We start from the raw sequence: 22400 nt of genomic DNA on the forward strand, positions 1-22400 counted from the left end.
GACGCGGCAACATCTTCCCTCTCCAGACAACCCAATCTTAGTTGGGTCACTGTCCGGAAAGTTCGTGGCTCCTCAGTGGGAGGTCAAGCTGCGAGGGTTTCGGGTGTTTGTGTGGGTGGGGTGGGCCAGGCGTTGGTGGGGTTGTAGGGCTGGTTTGTTTGGAGGCAGTGGTGGAGTTGCCCGAGCATGCGGTTGAACAGGTGGCGTAGGGCGGCGTTGTGACGGTCTCCGTGGTTGCGTCGTCGTCGGTAGAGGGTGTTGGCCGGTTCGTTGTGGGCGATGCTGGCGAAGGCCCAGATGAATCCGGTGGCGGCGAGTCGGTTGTTCTTGATCCGGCGGTGGGAAACGACCAGTGATCGGCCGGAGGCCCGAGTGACGGGTGCTGATCCGGCGTAGGCCTTGACCGCACGGGCGTCGGCGAAGCGGGTGCGGTCGTCGCCGAGCTCGGCCAGGATCTTGGCGCCGGTGTGGTCGCCGAGGCCGGGGAAGCTGGTGATGATCGCGTAGTCGGGGTGCTGGCTGAAGGCGTCGGTGAGGGCAAGACCGAGTTCGTCGACGTTGCGGCATTCGGTGTCCAGAGCGGCCAGCAGGGCGAGTGCCTGGCGGCCCATGGCCTGTTCGACCAGGTCGGGCTGGCGCAAGTGGGGTGTGCGGAGTGCTGCGTGGAGCTGGTCGGTGGTGGCAGTGATACCGCGTTGCCGGCCGCCGCGGCGCAACGCGGCAGCGATGCGGGTCCGGGACAACTTGGCGCCGATGGCGGGGGTGGGTGCGATCGCCAGCAGGGCGCGGGCATCGCTGGTGGCCAGTGGGCTCACACCGCGACGCCCGGCGAAGGCATTGAGGAAGGCGGGGTAGTACTCCCGCAGCAGCGAGCGCAGCTCGTTGGTGCGTGATCCTCGCCGCCAGATCGCGTCTTGGTGCGCGCGGGCCAGAACGGTGATCGAGCGTGCCAGGTCGCTGTCGCCGGGCAACTGTCGGTGCAGGTGGGCGTCGGTGCGCAAGATGTTGGCCAGTGCCATCGCGTCGGCGTGGTCGGACTTGGAGCGGGCGACCGAGATCCGTTCGCGGTAGCGGGCCACCGCCATCGGGTTGATCGCATAGACAGGACGGCCGGTGGCCAGCAGGGCTGCGACCAGCAGCCCGCGAGGGGTCTCGATCGCGACCGGGACCGGGCACTCGGGGCTGTCACCGGCGGCGGCGAGCATCTCGGTCAGCGCGGCGAACCCTGCTACCGATTCCTCGATGCGCTGCTTGGCGATCAGCGCGCCGGTCTGGTCGACCAACGCGATGTCGTGGTGGCCTTCGGCCCAGTCGATCCCGCAAAACACTACCAACTCAGTTACCTTCCGTTCCAGCCGGTCGATGGTCCTGGTGCGGACCCTTGGCGAGAACGCGCGGCGCCCTAATGACGAGACTCTGTGGTCTACCCTCCGATGAGCCGTTCGCGATCCCAGCAACCCCCACGGGCGCCGGTCTCAGCAGCAGAGCTCCAAGGCTCACCAACGACAAGACGTCCACCGTGCAGGCGGGCTCGAACCACCACCAACCCTCCACTCCACGATGTCCGCGGACCCGACACGACACGCCGGGCCCCCGGACACCGCTCGACCTGGGCGTGCGCGGTCTTGTTGAAGAGCTCAAGGCTCCTCTGCAAACTCAGGCATCACCCAGGCCTTCCAGCGACCAAGCGGGCCACTCGGATGTCATTAGCTGCAACTCGATGATCCCAGGTCAAACAGACACTTGACGCATCAGCAACCAGCCGATATATGCTCCGCTGGCCATCGGCACTGGGGGGAATTCAGTGCCATCTGCCACTGGGAAGAAACCATCATGAAGCTTCGTCGTACCGTCATGTCCGCTGCCGTCGCGCTCAGCGTCGCCGCCCTCCTCCCGCTCAGCGCCTCGGCCGTCCGGCCCGGCCCGACGCCGCCGGCTGGGCTTTCGAAGGCCACCTCCGCGGCCGCGGCCGGTGCGTGCAACCTGTCGGTTCCGACCCGGGTCGCGATCAGCCGCCCGTACATGGAACTGCCCACCAAGATCAGCGGTGAGTGCACCGTCAACGGCAGCTTCTCGCTGTGGACGCTGACCCACCCGAGCAAGGGCGAGGTCACCCAGGTCGGCTTCGAGGAAGGTGCCACCACCTACCCGTGGGACATCTACGCCACCGACCCGATCGGCAACCAGACCTTCGTCCCCGACGGCGCGGTCGACCCGGCCGACCAGCCGCTGACCCAGAACGCCCCGGCCACCACGGTGAAGCTCGCCGCCGGCGCCTGGATCTCCTCGACCCGCACCGCCGACGTGGTCACCCTCAAGGGCACCTCACTGCTGTACTCAGTGAGCAAGAACGTGTTCTTCAAGCGCTCGGCCAGCGGCGTGTTCCAGTACCGCGACCGCGGCACCACCACCTGGAAGAACCTTAAGGCCGTCACCACCAACAGCGCCGGCGAAGCCACCATGGCCTACCGCTACAGCCCGGTCCGCGACTACCGCTTCGCGCTGTACTCCACCTCCATCAGCTGGGACCTCGCCAGCGCCACCACCACCCGCTGAGCCAATCGCTCCTGGCGCCGAACTGCCGGCGCCAGGAGCGATCCCAGCCCACCCACAGGGATCGCGGGAGACCGTGCCGACATGCGTACCTACCTACTGACCGCCAGCCCCTGGCTGGTCGGCCCGACCGGCGGCCTGATCTTCGGTGCCGCGTTCGCCGGAGTCACTCAACACACCGCACCTGGACCAGTCCAATGGCAGGCAGCGGCGATCGCCGGTGTCGTCGCCGGCGTGTTGTTCGGCGGCGTGTTGTTCGGCGGCGCGCTGGCATACCACTGCGTGCGGCAGCAGCGCGATCTGCGCAACGCAGCCGGTGACCTGCCACAGGCACAGCAGTTGGAGGCGTTCGGGGCGTCAGCAGCGGACCGATCCCTACGGACCCACGTATCCGCGTGGCAGCGGCGGAGATCGCTCGACGCAAAGTCGACGACCTACACCAGATGCGCGTCTTCTCGGCGATCCTCGTGGCGCTGCTGATCCTCGGCGTCGGCATGAACGTGGCCGACGGCAACTACATCCTCGCGGCCCTGCTGACTGCTGGCGCGCTGGTCAACGGCATACAACTGTACCAACTCCGACGGATGCGCCGACAACTCCAGCGATTGTCCGCCGAGGACCCCACCGATCGCACGAACTGACGCAATATCGATCTCGGTCGCCCGAACAGCACAAAACTCACCTTTCTCGGGCCAGAGCTTGTAGCGTTGGACGATGGACCTCATCACTGCACATGACCTGCACATATGCGGGTTGAGGCATGTGATCAGCAGTCGGGAATCGCTGCTGTTCTTCGTTGGATGATGTGAGCGCAACAGACTCGCGAGGGGGCTCCGCTGTACGGATGCAAACCGAGCCCTTTCATTAGCCGGGAGCGGTTGCGGTGTCCAAGAGGTTCACGCGCGTGAGCCACATCGGAGCTTCCAGTAGCTCCCAGCTGGTTGTCCGGCAGCGCGTAGTACAGCATTCTGTGACAGAACGTGTTCACCGACCAGTACAGCGTGCGGTCTGATCACGGTCGGCAAGGTGCCGGGATCAGCAACCAGGAGCGATGCTTGAGTTACTACCGCGACCCGCACGGATTCGTATTTTTTGGCGGTTCGCCGGGCCCGGCGTGGCGACCGGCGCAGCGAGGGGCGATCGGTCGGCTGATCGGCCACTGGTCGATCCCCCGCCAACCCCCCGCCCTGGTCTCGCTACCGACCGGGACAGGCAAGACGGCAGTGGCTGTCGCCGCTCCTTACCTCATCGCGCCGCAAAGGGTGCTCGTCGTCGTGCCGAGTCGCGAACTGCGAAAGCAGACAGTCGACGCCTACCGGCAGCAGACGGTTCTTCGCCAGATCGGTGCCCTGCAAGGCGACCACGACCCCACCGTGATCGAGGTGACCGGACTCGTGGACGACTGGGCAACGATCGCCGCAGCCGATGTCGCTGTCGCGCTGCCGAACTCAATCAGTCCGTCGTACTACGCCGAGTCCACCAAGCCGCCGCGCGACTTTTTCGACCTCGTGATCATCGACGAGGCCCACCACGCGCCGGCACGGACCTGGCGGGCGATTCTCGACCACTTCCACGAGGCCGCCGCGCTACTCCTCACCGCGACACCGCGGCGACGTGACCGCCAGCAGCTGCCCGGCGTGGACGCCTATCACTATCCCGTCCGACTCGCTTTGGACAACGGGTTTTACAAGCCAGTGCACTCAGTCGTCCTCGACCTGCCGCCGGCGCCCACTCAGGAAGTGGTGGATCGCCTGATCGCGACGGAGACGGTACGGATCGCCGGGACGCCCGAGCACGACACGAGCTCCGTCCTCGTGCGAGCCCGCACGCGAGAACGTGCGGAGGTACTGGCGGAGCTGTACGCCAACCTCGGCCTGGAAGTCGCAACCCTGCACGGTGGGATGTCCAGCGGGAAACGGGACGCGGTGCTCGCCCAGGTCCGTTCCGGGCAACGCCGAGCGGTGGCCGTGGTGAACATGCTCGGTGAAGGCTTCGACCTTCCCCGGCTTCGCATCGCCGCCTATCACGACAAGCACAGGTCGTTGACCGCCACGACACAGTTCTTGGGGCGACTCGCACGAACCGACCCCGACCATCCACAAGCGTCCATCGTCGTAGCGGCCCGAGATGTCGATGTGCATCCTCAGCTCCTGGGAGCGGTCCGGGAGCTGTACGCCGAGGACGCCGACTGGGCGCAGATCCTGCCGGGCCTGATCGACGACGAGATCGCGGAGCAGCGCGCGGACACCGAGTACACGCAGGGCTTCACCGCGCCACCACCTTCGCTGGCGCTGGATGCCGTCACGCCCAGCTGCAGCGTGGTGATCTTCGAGGTCGATACAGCGAGCGGATTCGAGCCGGACTTCGCCGCCGGCGATGTACCGGACGAGTTGCAGGAAGGTCATCGGCTGTGCGGCCAGACGATCCTGTACTCCAGCATCGACCCCACTGGTTCGACGATCCTCGTGGTCACGTCGGCCGTCCAGCGACCGCGCTGGCACGCCTCAAATCCCGGGCTCGACGCGCCGACGTACGCGCTGCACCTCCTGACGTGGCGGCCCGCTCCGAGAATCGACGAGCCTCACCTGCTGATGGCCAACTGCGGGGACCGTACCGTCATGAACCGCATGCTGGACGTTCTTGGCGCCACGCCGCACGTACGTCCCACCGATCCCCGCCGGCTCCAGGAGGCGTTCGATGCTCTCGACCGGGTCTCGGTGTCCTCGGTCGGTGTTCGCAACACCTACCGCGGCAGCGTCGGGGTCCCGACGTACACGATGTTCGCGGGCAGCAGCGTCGACCGAGGCCTCCGCGACGCGGACACGGACCGGCGCGCGCTGGGGCACGCGATCGCCCAGATCGGCAGCGGACACGGCTCGTACTCGGCAGGGGTTTCGACCGGTAAGGGCAAGTACTGGGAATCGCGGCAACTGTCGCTGCGGAACTACGACGTGTTCACCACCGAGTTCGCGTCCCGGTACTGGTTGCCGACTGTCGCCGCGGCCGGTCGCCTGCTGCCCAACGTCACCCGAGGCGAGCGCCTCACCAGCTTCCCCGACGACGACGTCGCCGTGATCGAACACAACCCGGCCGTCCGCGGCATGGGCTGGACCACCACACAGGGCGGACCGGTCGAACAACTCGAGCTGTGCCTGGACCCGGACCAGACCCGGTCCGGGACCACGCTGCCCATCGTCGCAGTCGATCCGATCGACCCGGAGACGCCGGTGTGGGAGGGTTTTCAGGACATCCACGGCGACTTCCACTGTTCGGGCGTCGCACTTGAGGTTCAGCTGGGCTACGCGGCACCTGTTGCCTTCGAGGACCTCCTGTCGGTTCGTCCGCCGAGCCTCTACTTCCTGGGCGGACGGACCGTGATGGGCACGGTGCAGTACGAGTCACCTCAACGGCGAACCACATTGCCACCGATTACCTACCGCTCCGATGCCTGGGACGGCGTGGACTTCACCAGCGAGACCAAGGTCAAAGCTGCGGAGAAGAAGAAGGGCATCTCCATCCATGCCAGACTCGAGGACTATCTGAAAGCCGAACCGCGACGGGCCCGCCACCGCTGGATCCTCTGCAACGACGGGCCACGGGAGATCGCCGACTACATCGTCATCGAGATGGACCCCGGCCGACGGGTGACCGTCTCCCTGTGGCACGCCAAGTCCACCGGCAGCCAGAACTCCGGGGTGAGGGTGAACGACCTGCAAACCGTCACCCAGCAAGCGGTCAAGAGCCGCGGCTACATCACTGACCCGGGGTTCTGGCGACTCCTCGGCGCACGCCTCACCGGCCGCGACACCCCCGCCATCACTTTTGTCGAAGGAAGCGAGCGCCTCCTTCTCCTGCTGTGCGGCGAGAACCCCGACCACCCCGACTGGGGCATCGCGCGCCGCCCGCCGGTGGTCACCGGTAGAATCGCGGTCGCTCAGCCCGGTCTGTCCATGAACGCGCTGCGCGCAGATTTGTCCAGCATGGAGCCGTCGATCGCCGCCCAGCAGGTCAGGGAGTTCCTCACGGTCCTCCACGACGCCGTCTCATCGGTCGCCGAGATCGAACTCCTCACCTGCGAATAGCAGACGCGTTTGGCCGCGGGAGCTGCAAGCTCACCCGGTTGCCGATACGGTGAGCAGCCGTAACACTGTGTGAGAGCCGAAGGCTGAGGGCAGCGCGACGCGCTTGGATCGGGGCGGGGGAACGAGCCTCGATCTGTGCGGCGCCATGCGGAGCGACAGCTCACTGCCTGTGTCGAATGGGGAGGAACTGGATGCCGAGTTCTACTACTCGGATGCAGGATGCGGTTCGCATCTTGATGCTGATCGACAGGGCAGCCGATCCAGTCGATGAGCTCGATATCGCCGATGACCCAGCTTTGCAAACCGCGGTCGGCGTGGTGCGGACCCAGGTCCGCCTGCAGAAGCTGGACTTCTGGGTTCGGAACCCCGACTACCTGGCGAACGAACTGCTGAACGACTACGAGAGCGGTGACCATGATCCTGCGCTGCTGGGACTGGCGACCGACATCCTGGACAGCGAAGAGCCTGAGCTCCGGCGTTACCCGATGCTTCGCTACCTCTTCGGTGCCTACGAGGATCTTGAGGACGCCCTGTCGGTCCTGCGTCACGCGGACCTCGTCGTTCGCCGGAAGAAGGGCCGTCCCGGCCACGTCGTGCAGACGAACTACTTTCTGCTCCAGGCCGGCCGCGACATGGTCGAGAAGATTCGCGCCGACTTCCCGGACCTGATGTGGTACTCAGCGAGGTCGGCTCTGGTGGTCGAGCTGGCGGCCGGCCAGGGCGCGACGCAGCTGAAAGACCGTCAGTACATCGTCGAGGAGTACTTGACCACGCCGAACGGAGTCCGCATCCCCAGCATCGCTGATCGTGCTCGGCAACGGCTGGCCGAGATCCGCGGCAAGATCGAGGAGCAGCAGGTATGAGTGTCCCGAGTCCTGATGAGCTGAAGGCCGCGATCGCCAAGCGCGCTGGAGTCGCTGTCGAGACGGTGGAGAACGTCCTGGTCGGGCACGGGGTGTCACTAGTACCGGTGCCGCCCGCCAAACGTTCGCTGCATCTTCGCCGTCTTTCCATCAGAGGTAGCCGGGTGAACACCCGGTGGGACGGGCCGTTCGAGAAGACTTTCGAGTTCGACGACGGCGTCACCGCTCTGATCACCAACGAGAACCTTCGCGGCAAGTCGACTGTGCTGGAACTGATCACCTGGGCACTCCGGGGAAGCCCCCGGCGCCTCCGTGACGACGTCAAACCGTGGTTCGAGCGCATTCAGCTCGAGTACTCGCTCAACGAGGTGCCCATGGCCGTGGTCCTGACGAAGGCCGATGCAGGCTTCGTCGTGGACGTTCTGCGAGCCGAGACCGAGGAGATGCTTCACGCCTATCTCGTCAATGGAGCAGCAGGCTCCGTCCACGTTGTCGCGTCAGGCCTGTCGGAGAACGACTTCAAGGCACAACAGGACCAGACGATGCTGACGCTGCTCGGACTGGAGCCATTGACGAACTTCCAGAAGGACAGCGGTAGCGACCAGGGAAGGCCGCGCGAGAACACGTGGCCGGCGTACTTCGGTGGTCTCTACCTGCCACCGGCTGGCTCGGAGATCCTTTTTGGCGACACGGTGTTCGCCGCGTTGCCGGCCAGGATCTTGCAGATGTTCTGCAACGTGCCGCTGATGAGCGCCCAGATCAGGCTGTCCACGTTGACCAAGCAGGTCAGGCAGGACGAGTCCAACCAGGCGCGGCGGATCGCCGAGGACTTGGCCGTCCGCGCCGGCGAGCGCGGCCAGCTCGAGGCCGAGCTCGCGGACGTCGAACGGAAACTTGCCGCGCTGCCATCATCGTCCGGAAGGTCCTACCGGACCGTCGTGACTGAACTGCGACAGGCCGAGCAAGACCTCGACGCCGCAATCGCTGCGCACCGGAGCGCCAAACGCACCTTCGACGACGCGAAGCTGGCCCGCCAGTCCGAAGAACGACGTTTCAACGACGACAACGAGACCGCGCTTGCTGCGCTGCTCTTCCAGGGGCTGACGCCGAAGCACTGCCCACGCTGCGAACAAGCGATCCAGGCGCAGCGCACCGTTCTCGAGCAGAGCGAGCACCACTGCGCTGTCTGCACACAGGAGATCGACGTCGTCTCCGACGACGAGGACGACGTTCGGGGAGAGGCGGAAGAGAACGTCGACGGTCTGGAAGCTCTAAGACGGGCCGAGGAAGTGGCGCAGGAAACGGTGAAGTCCTTCGCCGAGGATGAGATGCGCTTCTCCTCCCGGGTGGCAGCGCTGACCAGTGAGTTGAGTACTTCGAGCCGCTCGGACGAGTTCACCACCGGGTTGGGCCTCCAGCTTGAGCAGGCTCGGCTGACCGGGCGCTTGGAGAGTCTGCCAAGGGGTACAGGTTCCTTGCGGCCTTCGGACACGCTGGCTGTGCTGGACGCGGCAACCCACGTCCTGAACGCCGCGACCGGCGCGGCGGCGCGCGAACTGTTCGCCGACCTGAACGCCGAGATCGTAGCGCTGGGCAACAAGTTCGGCATCGACAACCTGGAGAAGGTCGAGCTCAACAGGCAAGGGGGGATGAAGGTGACGACGGCCGGTGTCGCCTCCTCGTTCAAGGACGTCACTGGAGGCGAACGTCTTCGACTGCGAGTAGCGGTCGTCGTGGCCTTACTGCGTGTCGGTCATCGTGCTGGCACCGGGAGCCACCCGGGGATGCTCCTACTCGACTCGCCCGGCTCGGACGAGTTGACCGTCGAGGACGAAGCGACCCTGCTGCGTGAGCTGGATTCGCTGAGGTCCGAACTTCCAGGCTTCCAAGTGGTGATCGCCTCGGCCGAGCCGGCCGCGGTGGTCGGCGTCCTCCCTGACGAGAACATCTACTCGAGCCTGGACGGAGGACCCCTGTGGTGATGGACTTATCCGCAGTAGGTCGGTCCTGTCGCCGTCCGGGCTGGTCCGACCTGTGAGAAAGTTGGAGGATGGCGCGTCTCGTTGAGGTGTTGACCGAGTTGGCGGTCCCGGAGCCGTCGAACCTGGAACACCTCGAGTCCTTCGGAGACGACCTGTACCAGCGGGTGGATTCGAGCGACTTGGACAACGAGAGCCTGGTCGCGGACGCAGCGAGGCAGTTCGCGCCAGAGTTCGCCGCGTTGGCCGAGGCAGCGGCCCGGGCCGACGATCCACGCTCCGAACGACTCCTCGCCGCGGCGGCGCTGGCGCTGCCCGACCTTCGTCGGCTTGTCTTCCTCGAGACCGCCGACGTCATCCTGAGTTGTCCGCGCCTGATCGGACGCTTCGCGCGGCAACTGGCCGGTTCACTGGCTGAACGAATCGAGAAGGATCGCATCGACGACGGCCTGCAGGCGTACGGATGTCTGGAGGTGCTGACCCGCTTGGGTTTGACGCAACCAACTGCTCGTCTTCGCGCTCTCGACCTTCTGCTGTCGGTCAAGTCCGATGATGCGATCGACTTCATCGAGCGACTGCCTCGGCTTGTTGGGGTGGCCTTGGACCGGTGGTGCGAAGCCGACCTGGTGGGCGTTCTGGAATGGTTGACTGAGCTGGAGGAGTCCAAGGCTGACGCGGCGTTCGAACTCGCCCTGGTGAGGCTGCGGACCGCACTCGAAGGCGATTCGATCGATGCGGTGATAGCCGGCTTGGTGGACGCCCGTGACCGCCTGATCGCCGTGGAGTCCATGGAAGAAGCACGCGACGACGCGACCACCTACCGCTGCGCGCTCGACGTCGTGGTGGCGTTCGCCGGTTCGGTCTCGGGTACGGCGCCAGACGTGTCCGACGCGGTCGAGGCATTGTCAGCTGCGGTGTCGAGGCGGATGGCGTTCTCGACTCGGCCGGCGATGGGGAGCTGGGCTGCGCCACGCGTCCAGGCCGAGGGCGAGTGGTACGCGCTGGCGGGCACGCTCAGGCAGGCAGTAAAACCTCTCGGCCATGCGTCCTGGCTGCATCCAGTCGGAACGCTGGAACTTGTCTTGGCTGCTTATCAGGCTTCTCGATCCGTCACCGTGATCTCGGCCGAGGGATTGCGGATCGTGCTGGAGCCGACGGTCGAAGCCGCCTTCGTTCGCCGCGAGGGGCTACTGGCTCATCTGACGGACGCGCTGAACAGTGACGAACTCGATGACGGCGATCGGACCGCCGGCCGCGCCTTGCTGGCGGCGGTGGCGTCCACGAAAAGCTCGGACGGCGGCGATGCCTGGGGAAAAGTCTGGACGGCGGTTCCTGCTCTCGCCGCCGAGCTCGACCTCGACGCCACCACAGCAGCTGAGCTCGCGGCGGCGATCGAAGTGTCGCCGGCCGCGATCGCCCGACTGAACCAGGAAGCCGACCTGCGAGCCCGTTCGAGAGCTCGCGGCAGCGACCCGACGGTCGACGATATCTTGGTACAGGTACTGGACGGCCTGGAGAACTGCGAGGACTTCACAGGGGACGTTCGCGAGGAATTCGTCGAAGTCCTGACTGAGATTGTGCGCTTCACCGCCGACCGGGCAGACATCGGTCGAAGTAGCGGGGGCGATGGCGTCGCGTACCTGTTTCCCCCTCAGGACGGAAAGGCTTTCACCGAGGACCAGCTTCAACGTGATGTGACCTCCTGGTTGAGGAGTTCTCGGCTCCGCCGGTTCACGCGGATGGAGGAACGGGACGTCGCAGCAGGTCGGGCTGACATCACTGTCACGCGGGAGCACCGCATCGTGATCGAGGTGAAGCGTGAGTTGAGGGACTCGTCACGTGAGGCTCTGAAGGCCGCCTACGGCGGCCAGGCGGCTGGGTACAGCGTGTCAGGGGCCCGGATCTCGATCGCCATGGTCCTGGATCTGACCGACCACCGGTACGGCATTCCGTCGGCGAAGGAATCTGTCTGGGTCGACGAGGTCGCGGTAGCGGGCGCTGCGCCGCGGCACGTGGTGACGGTGGTTGTCAGAGGCAACCGCCCCACGCCGCGCCAACTCAAGACCCGGTAGTCACAAACCGCCGGCGGCACTGGGCACGTCGGCCCTTGTTCTGTTCATCGGCCGGTAGCTCACGCGTTGAGGGGATGAGAGTTGACCGCCAACGGGACGGTCGGCGTTGCCATGGAGGGGCCGGGTGCTGAAGGCGAACTGCTCCCCGGAAGTTGGAATGGGTTTCTCAGTTCTGATTTCGGGGAGCAGTTTCGTGCGCTGTTGCCTGGTCGTGAGCCCACGAGGTCTCCCTGGTCTCCAGCCGGTACGGCAGGGTGGTGTCGGGTTGATGCCGTTGTTCGGAGCGAGGTTGTCTAACTCTCTGTGTGGGTGCGGACGGATCCACTTCACGACGTCACGGGATTCAAATTCCGCCGGAGCCCTGTCGAGTCGACCGTGACAGGCGGCAGAGCCTGTGATGGTCTGTTGGAAACTGTCTCAGGGCCTGTTATTGGGCGTACAACGATCGGGATCGACCAATCTGCCCGCGTATGGTCGGGCGAACCCGCCACCGCGCACACCTGCCACTATCTGCCAACGATTATTGCCTGCTGGGCTACGGTCAGATCTTGTCGGCAAACGATCGTTTCCCGAACGCCAGCAAGAGAGTGAATTGGCTTGTCGATTTCCGGAGTCGTCTGCACAGATTCACCGCTCCGAAGTGGCCGGTTTGCAGGCGAGTGCGAGTCATCGCGGTGTACCGAAGTCGCCTGCACTAGCGTCACCAGCTCGGTAGTTGCTTCGGGCATGGAGACGGCGCATTGGGCGAGGACGAGGTATCTGAACGCGGTGTACTGACAGCGCCGGATGAGCTGTGGGAGACCGCTGTGCGGCAGGCCGCGGTGATCAGCCGCCTGGCCGCGCTCGACATGGCCGGGGTGACCGCCGTGGACGCTGCGGCTGACGAGCTCGGGTTGTCACGGCGGCAGGTGTACGTGCTGCTGGGCCGGTGGCGTACCGGCGGCGGTGTGGTGTCGGACCTATTGCCCGGCCGGTCCAATGGCGGTCGCGGCGGGAGCCGGCTGCCCGACGACGTCGAGGCGATCGTCCGGCAGGTTCTGCAGGCTCGCTACCTGACCCGGCAGCGCCGATCGGTGGCGGCGGTCTGCCGGGAGATCACCAGGCTGTGCAGGGTTCGCGGTCTGCAGGTCCCGTCGCGCGGCACGGTGCTGCGGCGGGTCGCGCAGCTGGATCCGCTGAAGGCCACGCAGGCACGGGAGGGCCGCGACGCGGCTCGGTCGAAGCAGTCGGCCGGCGGAGTCGGGCCGGAGCTCACGCAGCTGCTGCAGCAGGTGCAGATGGATCACACGCCGGTCGACGTGATCGTGGTCGACGAGCGGCACCGGCTGCCGATCGGCCGCCCGTACGTCACCGTGGCGATCGACGTGGTGAGCCGCTGCATCGTCGGCCTGGTGGTGACGCTCGAAGCGCCTTCAGCGACGTCGGTCGGGCTGTGCCTGGCACGTATGGCGACCAGCAAGCAGGCCTGGCTGGAGCAGCTGGGCGTCGACGCGGTGTGGCCGATGAGCGGGAAGCCGCACGAGCTGTACGTGGACAATGCAGCGGAGTTCAAGAGCGAGGCGCTGCGCCGGGGCTGCGAGCAGCACGGCATCGCGCTGTCGTACCGGCCGCCGGGTCTGCCGCACTTCGGCGGGATCGTAGAGCGGGTGATCGGCACGATGATGCGCCTGGTCCACGACGAGCTGCCCGGTACGACGTTCTCGAACACCGGTGAGCGTGGCGCCTACGACTCCGACGGCCGCGCGGTCATGACGATGACCGAGCTGAACGCGTGGCTGGTGCTGGCGGTGGCCTGCTACCACGGCCAGATCCACGACGGCCTGAGCCGGACGCCGGCGGCGGTCTGGGCAGAGCTTGCCGAGCGGGACGGTACGCCGGGCACGGTGTCGAACGAGACCGCGTTCTTGATCGACTTCCTGCCGGTGATCCGCCGTACCGTCACGCGCAGCGGATTCCAGGTCGACCACGTGCAGTACTACTGCGACGCGCTCAAACCGTGGATCGCGCAGCGCGCTCAGCTGGCAAGTTCGTGCTGCGCCGGGATCCGCGCGACATCTCCCGGATCTGGGCGCTCGATCCGGACGGTACGACGTACCTGCCGGTGCCGTACCGGGTCCTGTCGAGGCCACCGATCAGCATCTGGGAGCAACAGGCCGCGATCGCCCGGCTGCGCGAGCAGGGCCGCGCCGACGTGGACGAGCAGGCCCTGTTCACGATGGTCGCGCAGATGCGCAGCATCACTGACACCGCGGCCGCCGTGACCCGCAAGGCGCGCCGGGACCGCGAACGGCGTACTGCGGTTCCCGCCGCCGACTCGATCGCTGGTCGGCCTGCCCCGCCGGCCTCGGCGACTGTCGAGGCGAGCTTTGCCCGGCCGTTCGAGGTGATCGAACAGTGGTGACGACCGAGGCCCCGGACGGCGTCGCCGGGCTGGGCCTGAGCCACCTGCACGAGTCGGTGCGGCCGATCGCCGAACTGTCGGCAGCTGAGCGCCTGGGTTACGTCCGGGCGGACCGGTGGATCGGGTACCCGGCCGCGAACGAGGCGCTGCAGCGGCTGGAGACGCTGCTGGCGTGGCCGGCCAAGCAGCGGATGCCGAACCTGCTGCTGGTCGGCCCGACGAACAACGGCAAGTCGATGATCATCGAGAAGTTCCGCCGTACCCACCCAGTGATCTCGCACGACGACCGCGAAGAGATCCCGGTGCTGGTGGTCCAGATGCCGTCCGAACCGTCGATCGGCCGGTTCTACGCCGCCGTACTGGCCACGGTCGGCGCACCACGGCGCAACTACCGGATCGCCGAAGTCGAACAGGTCGTCGTCGGGCTGCTGCGCGCCACCGGCGTGCGGATGCTGATCATCGACGAGCTGCACAACGTTCTCGGTGGCCGTAGTGATCGACGCCGCGAGTTCCTGAACCTGCTGCGGTTCCTGGGCAACGAGCTGCGGATCCCGCTGGTCGGTGTCGGCACCCGTGATGCGTACCTGGCGATCCGGACCGACGACCAGCTGGAGAACCGGTTCGCGCCGTTGACGTTGTCCAGGTGGGAGCCGACCGGTGAGGCGTGCTCGCTAATGGCCAGCTTCGCCGCGTCGTTCCCGCTGCGCCGGCCGTCGCCGATCGCCACCGCGGAGATGACGTCGTACCTGTTGACTCGCTGCGAGGGCACGATCGGTGAGCTCGCCACGCTGCTCACCGAAGCCGCCACCGTGGCGATCACCACCGGTGCCGAGTCGATCAACTCCCACACCCTGCAGCAGGCGGCGTACGCCGGACCGACCGAACGGCGCCGCCTGTTCGAGCGCGAGCTCACATGACCAGCCCAGCAGCAGAAACGGTGCCGGCACGGTGGCCACTGCATCCGCCGCCGGGCGAGCTGGAGTCGTTGTCGTCGTGGCTGGACCGGATCGCGGTGCTCTACAAGCTGACGACCGAGCAACTGATCGGACCACGGAACCTGGCCGTCGCTCAGCCGTACCCGGCCTACCAGCTCGACGTCGACCCGCCACCAGCAGTACTGGCCGCGCTGGCTGAACGCACCGGCGTACCGGTCGAGCGGCTGCAGGCAATGACGCTGGCCGGGTGGGTACCGTGCCTGAGCGACGAGCTGCCGCCCCTGAACGCCCGCCGCGTGCTGCAGGTGTTCTACAACTACGTGCGCGCCAACCCGGTGCTGTTCCCGCTCGACGAATCCCGCATCTATGACCCCGAAGGACACTCGCGCCGGTGGGCTGGACCGTGGCAGCCGCCGAAGCCGCTCAACCGTGCCTGCCCGGTCTGCCTGACCGAACCCGGCCGGGGCCGCGACCTGATGTGGCGGCTGCCGCTGCTGCTCGGTTGCGGTGTCCACGGCTGCTACCTCGAGGACCTGTACGAGGCGACCTTCCACACCCTCCTGCACGAAGGCCGGCCGATGCCGCCACGACAGATCCCCGAACCACTGGCCACGCTCGAGCAGTACACCTACAGCGCCCTGACCACAGGGGCCGTGGACCTGCCTGGCCGAGCGGTGCCAGCCGCACTGTGGTTCCGCCTCCTGCGGTCCTTGCTCGACGAGGTCAGCCTCGCGATCAGCTCGCGCCATGCCCGGCCGCGAGCCACCCTGCAAAAGATCTGGGAGACCGCCGGTCTGCTGCCTCGTGGCGGCCTGAACGTCTGGACGCCGTACGAGGTGCTGGAACCCGAGCAGCAGCACGCCATGATGTCCGCGGCCGCGACAGCTCTCGACCTAGCCGCCCGCGGCGAGATCCTCGCCGAAGGCCAGCTCGGATCCGCGATCCAGCCGCCGGCACCCCGCCACGTCTACAGCGGCGACCGGCCCGCCCCGCATCGCGGCACCTGGCACGAACTGCTCGCCGAAGCAGAGCAACTGCTCCTGCAAGCCCGCACCGATCCGGACGTGGCCCGCGACGTGCTGCTGATGATGACCAACACCTGCCGAACCCTGGACGAGTTCGAGCAGCGCCGCGGCCACCTGTTCGGTGCCGGCATCCCAGCCGCTCTTCTCCCCGGTGCGGCCGAACTCAACCGCACCGACCTCGTCTAAAAGCCGGTCCGTCTCAGGATCTCGGAAGTGAGGTTTCGAGAATGGCTCGTGAGACACCCGATCCAGACGAAACAAACTCGCGAAACGCCGTCCCTGTCTCACCGCTGCAACAGTGTCAGTATCGATACGGTTGGGACATGACAGCGACGGTCGTCACCGGGATCGAGTGGGGCTACGCCCGCGTCTCGACCAAGAAGCAGGACCTTCACCGCCAGATCCACGCCCTCACCATCTACGGCATCCCCGCCGACCCTGCCAGTGGGGATGGGCAGCGGCTGTACGTCGACAAGCTCACCGGCAAGCACTTCAACCGGCAAGGCTGGCTCGAACTCCGGCCCCGGCTCCGCGCCGGCGACATCCTCACCCTGCCCGAACTGGATCGACTGGGCCGGACCCAGACCGAGATGCTGCACCTGTTCAACGAGCTCACCACGATGGGCGTGTACGTGAACGTGATCGGCGGGCCGATCCCGTTCGACACCCGCAACCCCGGCCCGGCCACCGAAATGGCCAAGGCGTTGCTGCTGTTCCTCGGCCAGGTCGAGCTGATCTACAAGCAGGAGCGGGTCGCGTCGGCGCGCGAGTCCGGCAAGACCGCGCACCGTCCGCGCAAGCTCACCGCCCGGCTCGAGGAAGACCTGGCCGGCGAGTTCATAACCAGTACGCCGGTCGACGAGCTCGTGGCGAAGTACGGCGTCTCGCGCGCCACCGTCTACCGGATCGCCCGCGAACATCAGGTCAAGAACAACGCGCGCCGCGCGATCACCCCAGCCGGCCGGGGCAAGTCGCTGACGCCCGGCCAGATCGGTACCGCGCACCGGCTGAAAGCCGACGGCCTGTCGATCCGAGCGATCGCCGAAGCGGTCGGGTCCAGCCGCGCCACCGTGCACCGGGCACTCACCATCGGCCACACCGCAGCGGTGGCAGCGGATTTGGCCGTCGTCATCGCATCCCAGGGTCAGGCCAACCAACACCGTCTCAGTTGCCCAGGCTGCGGCAGCGTGCCCAACGGGAAGGTCGCAGCCGCGCGGCTGCGCGAAGAACTCCAGACCGAGTGGTGGTCGACCACCGACACCGACCCGGCCAAGATCGTGGTGACGCGGCACTGCGGCCGGTGCCAGCCGCACACTGTGTACGCCATGGCGTGCCTGGCCTGCGGCGACGGACCGCTCCTGACCGGCCCGCTGGCCGACGTCGCCCGCGACACCGACCCGCAGCGATTGCCCGCAGTCGTCGCGGACCAGTTGACCGCCGCCGGGTGGCAGTGGACGACGACGTCGTACGGCTCCGGCTGGCTGTGCTGCCAGATCCCGAGCCAAGGGCACTCCACCCGCGGCTAGACCGTCGATGGCATGCCCGCTTTCCCATGACCGATGTTACGGACGTAACGGGCACGGTGCGGTACGGTGCGGACACAGGGGGTCGGTCTTGGCTTCTGCGTCAGCTTGGGAGGTGCGGATCATGGCGAGCGACCTCGACGTCATCCTTGAAGTCATCTTCGGGTTTTTCGCCGTGATCACGTTGCTGCTTGTTGTGATGGCCCGCCTGGAGCCGACGTCAGGCTCGGGCTCCTCGAGGAATCGTGGCCGGCGGTCGTGGTTGCCGTGGCGACGTCGGCGCGCTGCAGCCGAGTTGCCGTCCGAGGCAAGCGAGACTCCGGACGGACCTGGATAGCTGAGGGGTCCGGTGTCGTTGGCGGCACTGACTATCGCGTTCAGGCTGGTGGTTCGGTGTGCCGGTGTTGTGCCGGGCCGGCGGGGTGCTGGTTGGCGATGAGGTGTGCGGCCAGCAGTGGCAGGGCGAAGCCGGTCATGATCGCTGCGAGGGCGACGCCTGCGTCGTTGACCAGCATGCCGATGATTCCGCAGCTGGTCATCGCCAGCAGCGTCGGCCGAGCCATCGGCACGTCGTGGACGAACTCCCGGTAGGTCGCTGCCGGCACCTTCTGGGGGAACAGGCAGGCGAGCATCGCGGCCAGTACGCCGGTCAGCATTGCCCACCCTGCCGGGGTGTCGAAGAAGCCGGCCGACATCTGTAGCTTGCGGACGAACACGTCGCTGACCTGGCCATTGAGCAGCCTGGCGATGAAGGTACCGAAGTGGCTGCGCCGTTCCGGCGGCTGCAGGTAGTCGACGAACGCGAACCCCGCCACGGCGACGAACCCCGTCCCGCAGATGACGGTGACCGGCCGCCAGGAGATGGCGCCGCGCCAGGTATGCCAGGCCAGCAGCAGGACGGCTGGGGTGAGTGCGATGATGCCGCCGAAGTCGGTGCCCCAGCCGGGCACGCCGTCGACGGCGATGGCGGCCGCGCCGATGGCCAGGACGGCGCCGGCCGCGGCAGCCCGGCTGTAGTCCAGGAGGCGTTGCGCGGCCCAGCCCGCGGTGGCTAGGGCACCGACGGCCAAGGTGGCGAAGGTGGAGTTGCCGAACCCGTAGAACCGGCCGCCGGTCACCGGGCCGTCGGCGAACATGCTGCCGAGCTGCAGCGGTGTCCCCAAGACCCCGTCCACAAGCAGCAGCAGGTACGCCGCGAGCGCGACGCCCAGGTAGGCGTGTTTCTTCAGGACTGCCGATGCCAGCGCGGCAACCGCTGCGCTGATCCCCACCACGACGAGGTAGAGCGACAGTGCCGGTGACGGCCATCGCCACCAGGTGGTTGCCGTTGACAAGTTCACCGCGATGAAGAACCCGCCCTGGCTGAGCAAGGCGAAGGCGGCGGTCCGCCGGGACCGGCGGCTGCGGGTGACCAGGAACCAGCCGAGCGCGGCCAGTTGCGCCACCAGCAGGGTCATCGCCACCCAGGCGAGCACTGGGCGCGGATGCTCGAAACGCTCGTTCGTAGCCAGCCGGTCCGCGATGACTGTGGAGGCATCGGTGTGCGGCTCACCGGTGGTGGCGACCGGGTCGCCGTCTATCGGTAGGGCGGTCTCCGGTGCTCCGCGCAGCAGGGTCGCGGTCACGTCGGTGAGCTGGATCAGTCCGGGCCTGCGGGTGGATCCACTGGTCAGCCAGCGTGCCTGGTTGTCGGGTGGTAGCTGCAAGGCGACCTGCGGTTCGCGGTGGGCGCCGGCGGTCTCTTCGCTGACGCCGACGAGCAGGACCCGCCTGTGCTGCGCTCGGGCCTGGGCGGCGAGGTCCGCGACCTGCCTGGCGGCTTGAGCCCGTCCGTCGCTTGATGACGGCATCGGCCCGGCGTCGATGATCGCGGCCGGACAGTGGCTGAGCGCTGCTGGATCGAAGACCGGCGCCCAGTTGGCGACTGTGCCGTCTTGTCCGGCGACAGCCAGCGCCGCGCCAGGCCCGAAGCCGCAGATCCCGGCGCCGCTGCTGCCGATCCGGCCGAGGGCGGCGCCGGTGTGGTGCTGGGCCTGCCGGTCGACGTAGCTCTGCCAGTTCTGGATCCGGCCGCCGGTCACGGCAGGCAGGTCGCCACAGCCTGGGCCGGGTGGACTGCCCCAGGCGCGGGTGCCGGCGTTGATGGTCAGCCAGCCGTCGACCGGGCAGGTGCGGTCGCCGGCTGTTCTCACCGTGATCGATCCGACGTCGGCCTGGTTGACCAGCGCGGTCAGCTCAGGTGACGCCTGCACGTCAGACCACCGCAACCCCGCCACACCGATGACCACCACGTTGGCCGCCTGTTGCGGCACGACCGGCCCAGACGCCGCCGAGACGGCCGCTGTCGCTGCGAGCCACACCGCGGCGGCGACGCCGAACCTGATCAGCAACCGCCCTCGCCGGGCGACCAGCGCAGGCACCATGGCCACGACCGTAGCAGGCGACTGTTACGGTCGTAACATGACAACTGGAGATGCGGAGTCTGTGCGGTGGCTGCTGGTGTCGATCACGACCGGCGCGGACGCGTCCCTGCGGGTCCATGTCTGGCGCCAGCTCCGCAAGCTCGGCGCGGTCTACCTGCAGAACTCGGTGTGCCTGCTGCCCGAGACCGGCCTCGTGCCGCAGACAGTCCAGCGGCTGGCCGCGCGGGTCCGTGACAGCGGCGGCAAGGCGAGGGTCCTGCACACCGTGTTCGTCGACCCCGCCGAACAGGACGGCGTGATCGCCGAGCAGCGCGCCGACCGCGATGTCGAGTACGGCGAGGTCGTCGAACGGACCCCGGCGTTCCTGGCCGAGATCGAACAGGAAACCGCCCGTGGCCGCGCCACCTACGCCGAGGTCGAGGAATCCGAGGCCGACCTCGAGCGGTTCGACAAATGGCTGGCCTCGATCCGCGCCCGCGACTACTTCGAAGCACCCGGCGGCCAGGCCGCCCGCGAGGCGGTCCAAGCCTGCCATCATGCCTTCGCCGCGTTCGAAGCCGCCGCGCTCGCGGCCGACACCGGCACCGACACCGGCACCGGATCCCCGCCGGACGCCGAGACGGCGCCGCAGCTGCGGGTCGTCGACAACTCCTGACAGGCGGACAAACCCAGCCATGTGGAAAGACGTGTTGATCGGGCTCGCGGCCGCGGTGGTGGTGTCGTGGCTGGCGTTGGTGGTCGCGCTGCTGCTCGTCCGGCCCAAGGGCAACCTGCTGCGTGAAGCGCTGCGGATCCTGCCCGACCTGATCCGGCTCCTGAAAAACCTCGCCACCGATTCCTCTCAACCGCGAGGCGTGCGGATCCGGCTCGGCCTGCTAATGGCCTACCTGGCGTTCCCGATCGACCTGATCCCCGACTTCATCCCCATCCTCGGCTACGCCGACGACGCCATCATCGTGACCGCCGTCTTGCGCAGCGTCGTACGCCGCGTCGGCCTCGAAGCGGTCCGGGCCCACTGGCCAGGCACCGACGACGGCTTCAACGCCCTGTGCAAGGCCACCGGCCTGACCCCACACCCCACCGACCCCGCACCACCGGCGACATGACCCGCAACGACAGCCACCCAGGCCCCCGCCCTGTTCAACCACAGCAGGCCGGCCGTCAGCCGGCGATTCGCCTGCTGATCGTCGACGACCACGACGGGCTGCGCGAAGCCGTCCGGATCGCCTTGGACGACGTCCCCGGCATCGAGGTCGTCGGCGTCGCGAACGACGGACTCCAGGCAATAGAGACCGCGGCCACGACCAAACCCGACGTGATCTTGATGGACCTCGAGATGCCCCGCCTGGACGGCGTCGAAGCGACCCACCGAATACTGGCCCAGCAACCGCAGATCCGTGTGATCGCCTGGACCACCATGGCCGGCGGCCACCCGGCACAGACAGCGCTCACCGCCGGGGCCGTCGCAGTGATCTACAAGGACATCGACCTCGACGCCCTCGTCGCCGCAATCAGGTCAGCCACTACCCGCAGCCGCTGGACTCCGCCAGATTGAACACACCACAGCGCCCGCTTCTAGACCTCGCGCGCTACTGACCGGCCAGCCCCGAAACTTTCGATCGTTCGACGCATCTGCCCTGAACGGGAGCGTTGCAGACGACTCCGAACATCTGTGCAGCCGACTTCGAACATCGACATGGCTGAGAGTTGCCAAACCGTGCACGGTGTTCGGAAACCATTAGATTCGAACGGGTTTCCTGAACGCAAGGGGTCGATTGGTGGCACTCGTGGGATTGCTTCGCGTCAGCACCAAGGCGCATGAGACCGCTCGCCAGCACGATGCACTCGACTCGATCTGTATCAAGGTCCCTGAGTAGAAGGTCTCGGCAAACTCCGGACCGAAACTGCCCGGGCCTGACCGAAACACTCGGGTCACTCCGCGCCGACGACCAGCTCGCCGTCGCCAGACTCGGCTACAACCTGCTCGAAGGGCTGTCGTGCTCAACGAGTTGTTCCAGCGAGGCATCGCTGTCAAGTTCCTTGCCTGTCAAGGTTCTTGAGGGCATCTTCCTTCCTCGTGGCCTCGAGGAAGCCAAGAAACTGGGGCTCCTAAAGGCCTTCCCCCGCCGGCCGAGTGGGCCATCATCAGGGCCTCGACCGCGAACGAGGCGAGGCCGCCTCAAGGATTGGGCGAGATCGTCGGCAAGCCTGCCCGTCAGCAGACGGCAGGCCTGACTCTGACCCGATAGCCGATCGTCGGCGCACGAAGAAGAAGCATCGAAGCAGGAAGTAGTCCGCGCAGGCGTTCTGCGTGCTGTGGTTTCTCGTCAGTCGGGCGCTCCCCGGGGGTACACGCGCGCCTGATCGATGAGACCCCTACCTACTCACCGAAGAGGCCCAGGGGCGGAGCCGTGGAGGTCGTTCGTCGCGTCAGCTCTGCGCGACGCGGACCGCGTCATACTCCGTGCTGTTGGCCCACCACACCCCATCGGCATCAGTCTTCGATCACCGCCCCGTACGGACCAACCCAGGATGCCAGCACCA

General features: G+C 67.0%; 16 protein-coding genes. 14 read left to right on the forward strand and 2 right to left on the reverse strand.

Features of this window, described 5'->3' with window-relative positions:
• Positions 1-83 precede the first annotated feature (83 nt).
• Positions 84-1334: an IS110 family transposase gene (locus tag ACLQ2O_RS17840; RefSeq protein ID WP_425832651.1), complete on the reverse strand. Its 1251-nt coding sequence runs from the start codon at positions 1332-1334 to the stop codon at positions 84-86.
• Between the two features lie 499 nt (positions 1335-1833).
• Between ACLQ2O_RS17840 and ACLQ2O_RS17845 the strand changes: the two genes are divergently transcribed.
• From ACLQ2O_RS17845 to ACLQ2O_RS17895, 11 genes are all read left to right on the forward strand, one after another.
• Entirely contained in the window at positions 1834-2556 is a 723-nt protein-coding gene (locus ACLQ2O_RS17845; protein WP_425832653.1) for a hypothetical protein, read from the forward strand.
• 392 nt (positions 2557-2948) lie between these two features.
• Positions 2949-3194, forward strand: a complete 246-nt coding sequence (locus ACLQ2O_RS17850; RefSeq protein ID WP_425832655.1) for a hypothetical protein — start codon at positions 2949-2951, stop codon at positions 3192-3194.
• Positions 3195-3608: 414 nt separating this feature from the next.
• The gene (locus tag ACLQ2O_RS17855) at positions 3609-6635 is read left to right on the forward strand and encodes a DEAD/DEAH box helicase (protein ID WP_425832657.1); all 3027 of its coding nucleotides are present in this window, start codon (positions 3609-3611) and stop codon (positions 6633-6635) included.
• A gap of 212 nt (positions 6636-6847) precedes the next feature.
• Positions 6848-7498 (forward strand): hypothetical protein, encoded by a 651-nt coding sequence (locus tag ACLQ2O_RS17860; RefSeq protein ID WP_425832659.1) that lies wholly within the window; start codon positions 6848-6850, stop codon positions 7496-7498.
• Positions 7499-7563: 65 nt separating this feature from the next.
• Positions 7564-9480, forward strand: a complete 1917-nt coding sequence (locus tag ACLQ2O_RS17865; protein WP_425832661.1) for a hypothetical protein — start codon at positions 7564-7566, stop codon at positions 9478-9480.
• Between the two features lie 68 nt (positions 9481-9548).
• Positions 9549-11549: a hypothetical protein gene (locus ACLQ2O_RS17870; RefSeq protein WP_425832663.1), complete on the forward strand. Its 2001-nt coding sequence runs from the start codon at positions 9549-9551 to the stop codon at positions 11547-11549.
• A gap of 806 nt (positions 11550-12355) precedes the next feature.
• Positions 12356-13810, forward strand: a complete 1455-nt coding sequence (locus ACLQ2O_RS17875) for a DNA-binding domain-containing protein (protein WP_425832665.1) — start codon at positions 12356-12358, stop codon at positions 13808-13810.
• Entirely contained in the window at positions 13777-13950 is a 174-nt protein-coding gene (locus ACLQ2O_RS17880; RefSeq protein ID WP_425832667.1) for a hypothetical protein, read from the forward strand. Before ACLQ2O_RS17875 ends, ACLQ2O_RS17880 begins: the two co-directional genes overlap by 34 nt.
• Complete coding sequence (locus ACLQ2O_RS17885) at positions 13944-14867, forward strand: TniB family NTP-binding protein (protein WP_425832669.1); 924 nt, start codon at positions 13944-13946, stop codon at positions 14865-14867. Before ACLQ2O_RS17880 ends, ACLQ2O_RS17885 begins: the two co-directional genes overlap by 7 nt.
• Positions 14868-14887: 20 nt before the next feature.
• Positions 14888-16096 (forward strand): TniQ family protein, encoded by a 1209-nt coding sequence (locus ACLQ2O_RS17890; RefSeq protein WP_425832671.1) that lies wholly within the window; start codon positions 14888-14890, stop codon positions 16094-16096.
• A 137-nt stretch (positions 16097-16233) separates the two neighbouring features.
• Complete coding sequence (locus ACLQ2O_RS17895) at positions 16234-17436, forward strand: recombinase family protein (RefSeq protein WP_425832673.1); 1203 nt, start codon at positions 16234-16236, stop codon at positions 17434-17436.
• A gap of 374 nt (positions 17437-17810) precedes the next feature.
• Here the strand turns inward: ACLQ2O_RS17895 and ACLQ2O_RS17900 are convergent, their stop codons facing one another.
• Positions 17811-19856: a hypothetical protein gene (locus ACLQ2O_RS17900; protein ID WP_425832675.1), complete on the reverse strand. Its 2046-nt coding sequence runs from the start codon at positions 19854-19856 to the stop codon at positions 17811-17813.
• A gap of 37 nt (positions 19857-19893) precedes the next feature.
• Here ACLQ2O_RS17900 and ACLQ2O_RS17905 point away from each other — a divergent pair, with 37 nt between their 5' ends.
• From ACLQ2O_RS17905 to ACLQ2O_RS17915, 3 genes are read left to right on the forward strand one after another with little or no spacing between them, the layout of a single operon-like run.
• Positions 19894-20511 (forward strand): Chromate resistance protein ChrB, encoded by a 618-nt coding sequence (locus ACLQ2O_RS17905; protein ID WP_425832677.1) that lies wholly within the window; start codon positions 19894-19896, stop codon positions 20509-20511.
• A gap of 19 nt (positions 20512-20530) precedes the next feature.
• A complete protein-coding gene (locus tag ACLQ2O_RS17910) occupies positions 20531-20962 on the forward strand; it encodes a YkvA family protein (RefSeq protein ID WP_425832679.1) in 432 nt (143 codons plus the stop codon).
• Positions 20959-21411 carry a response regulator gene (locus ACLQ2O_RS17915; protein ID WP_425832681.1) on the forward strand — a complete coding sequence of 151 codons (453 nt, stop codon included), beginning with the start codon at positions 20959-20961 and terminating at the stop codon, positions 21409-21411. Before ACLQ2O_RS17910 ends, ACLQ2O_RS17915 begins: the two co-directional genes overlap by 4 nt.
• Positions 21412-22400: the final 989 nt, after the last annotated feature.

It is taken from the genome of Kribbella sp. DT2, assembly GCF_049844575.1.
Lineage (GTDB): Bacteria > Actinomycetota > Actinomycetes > Propionibacteriales > Kribbellaceae > Kribbella.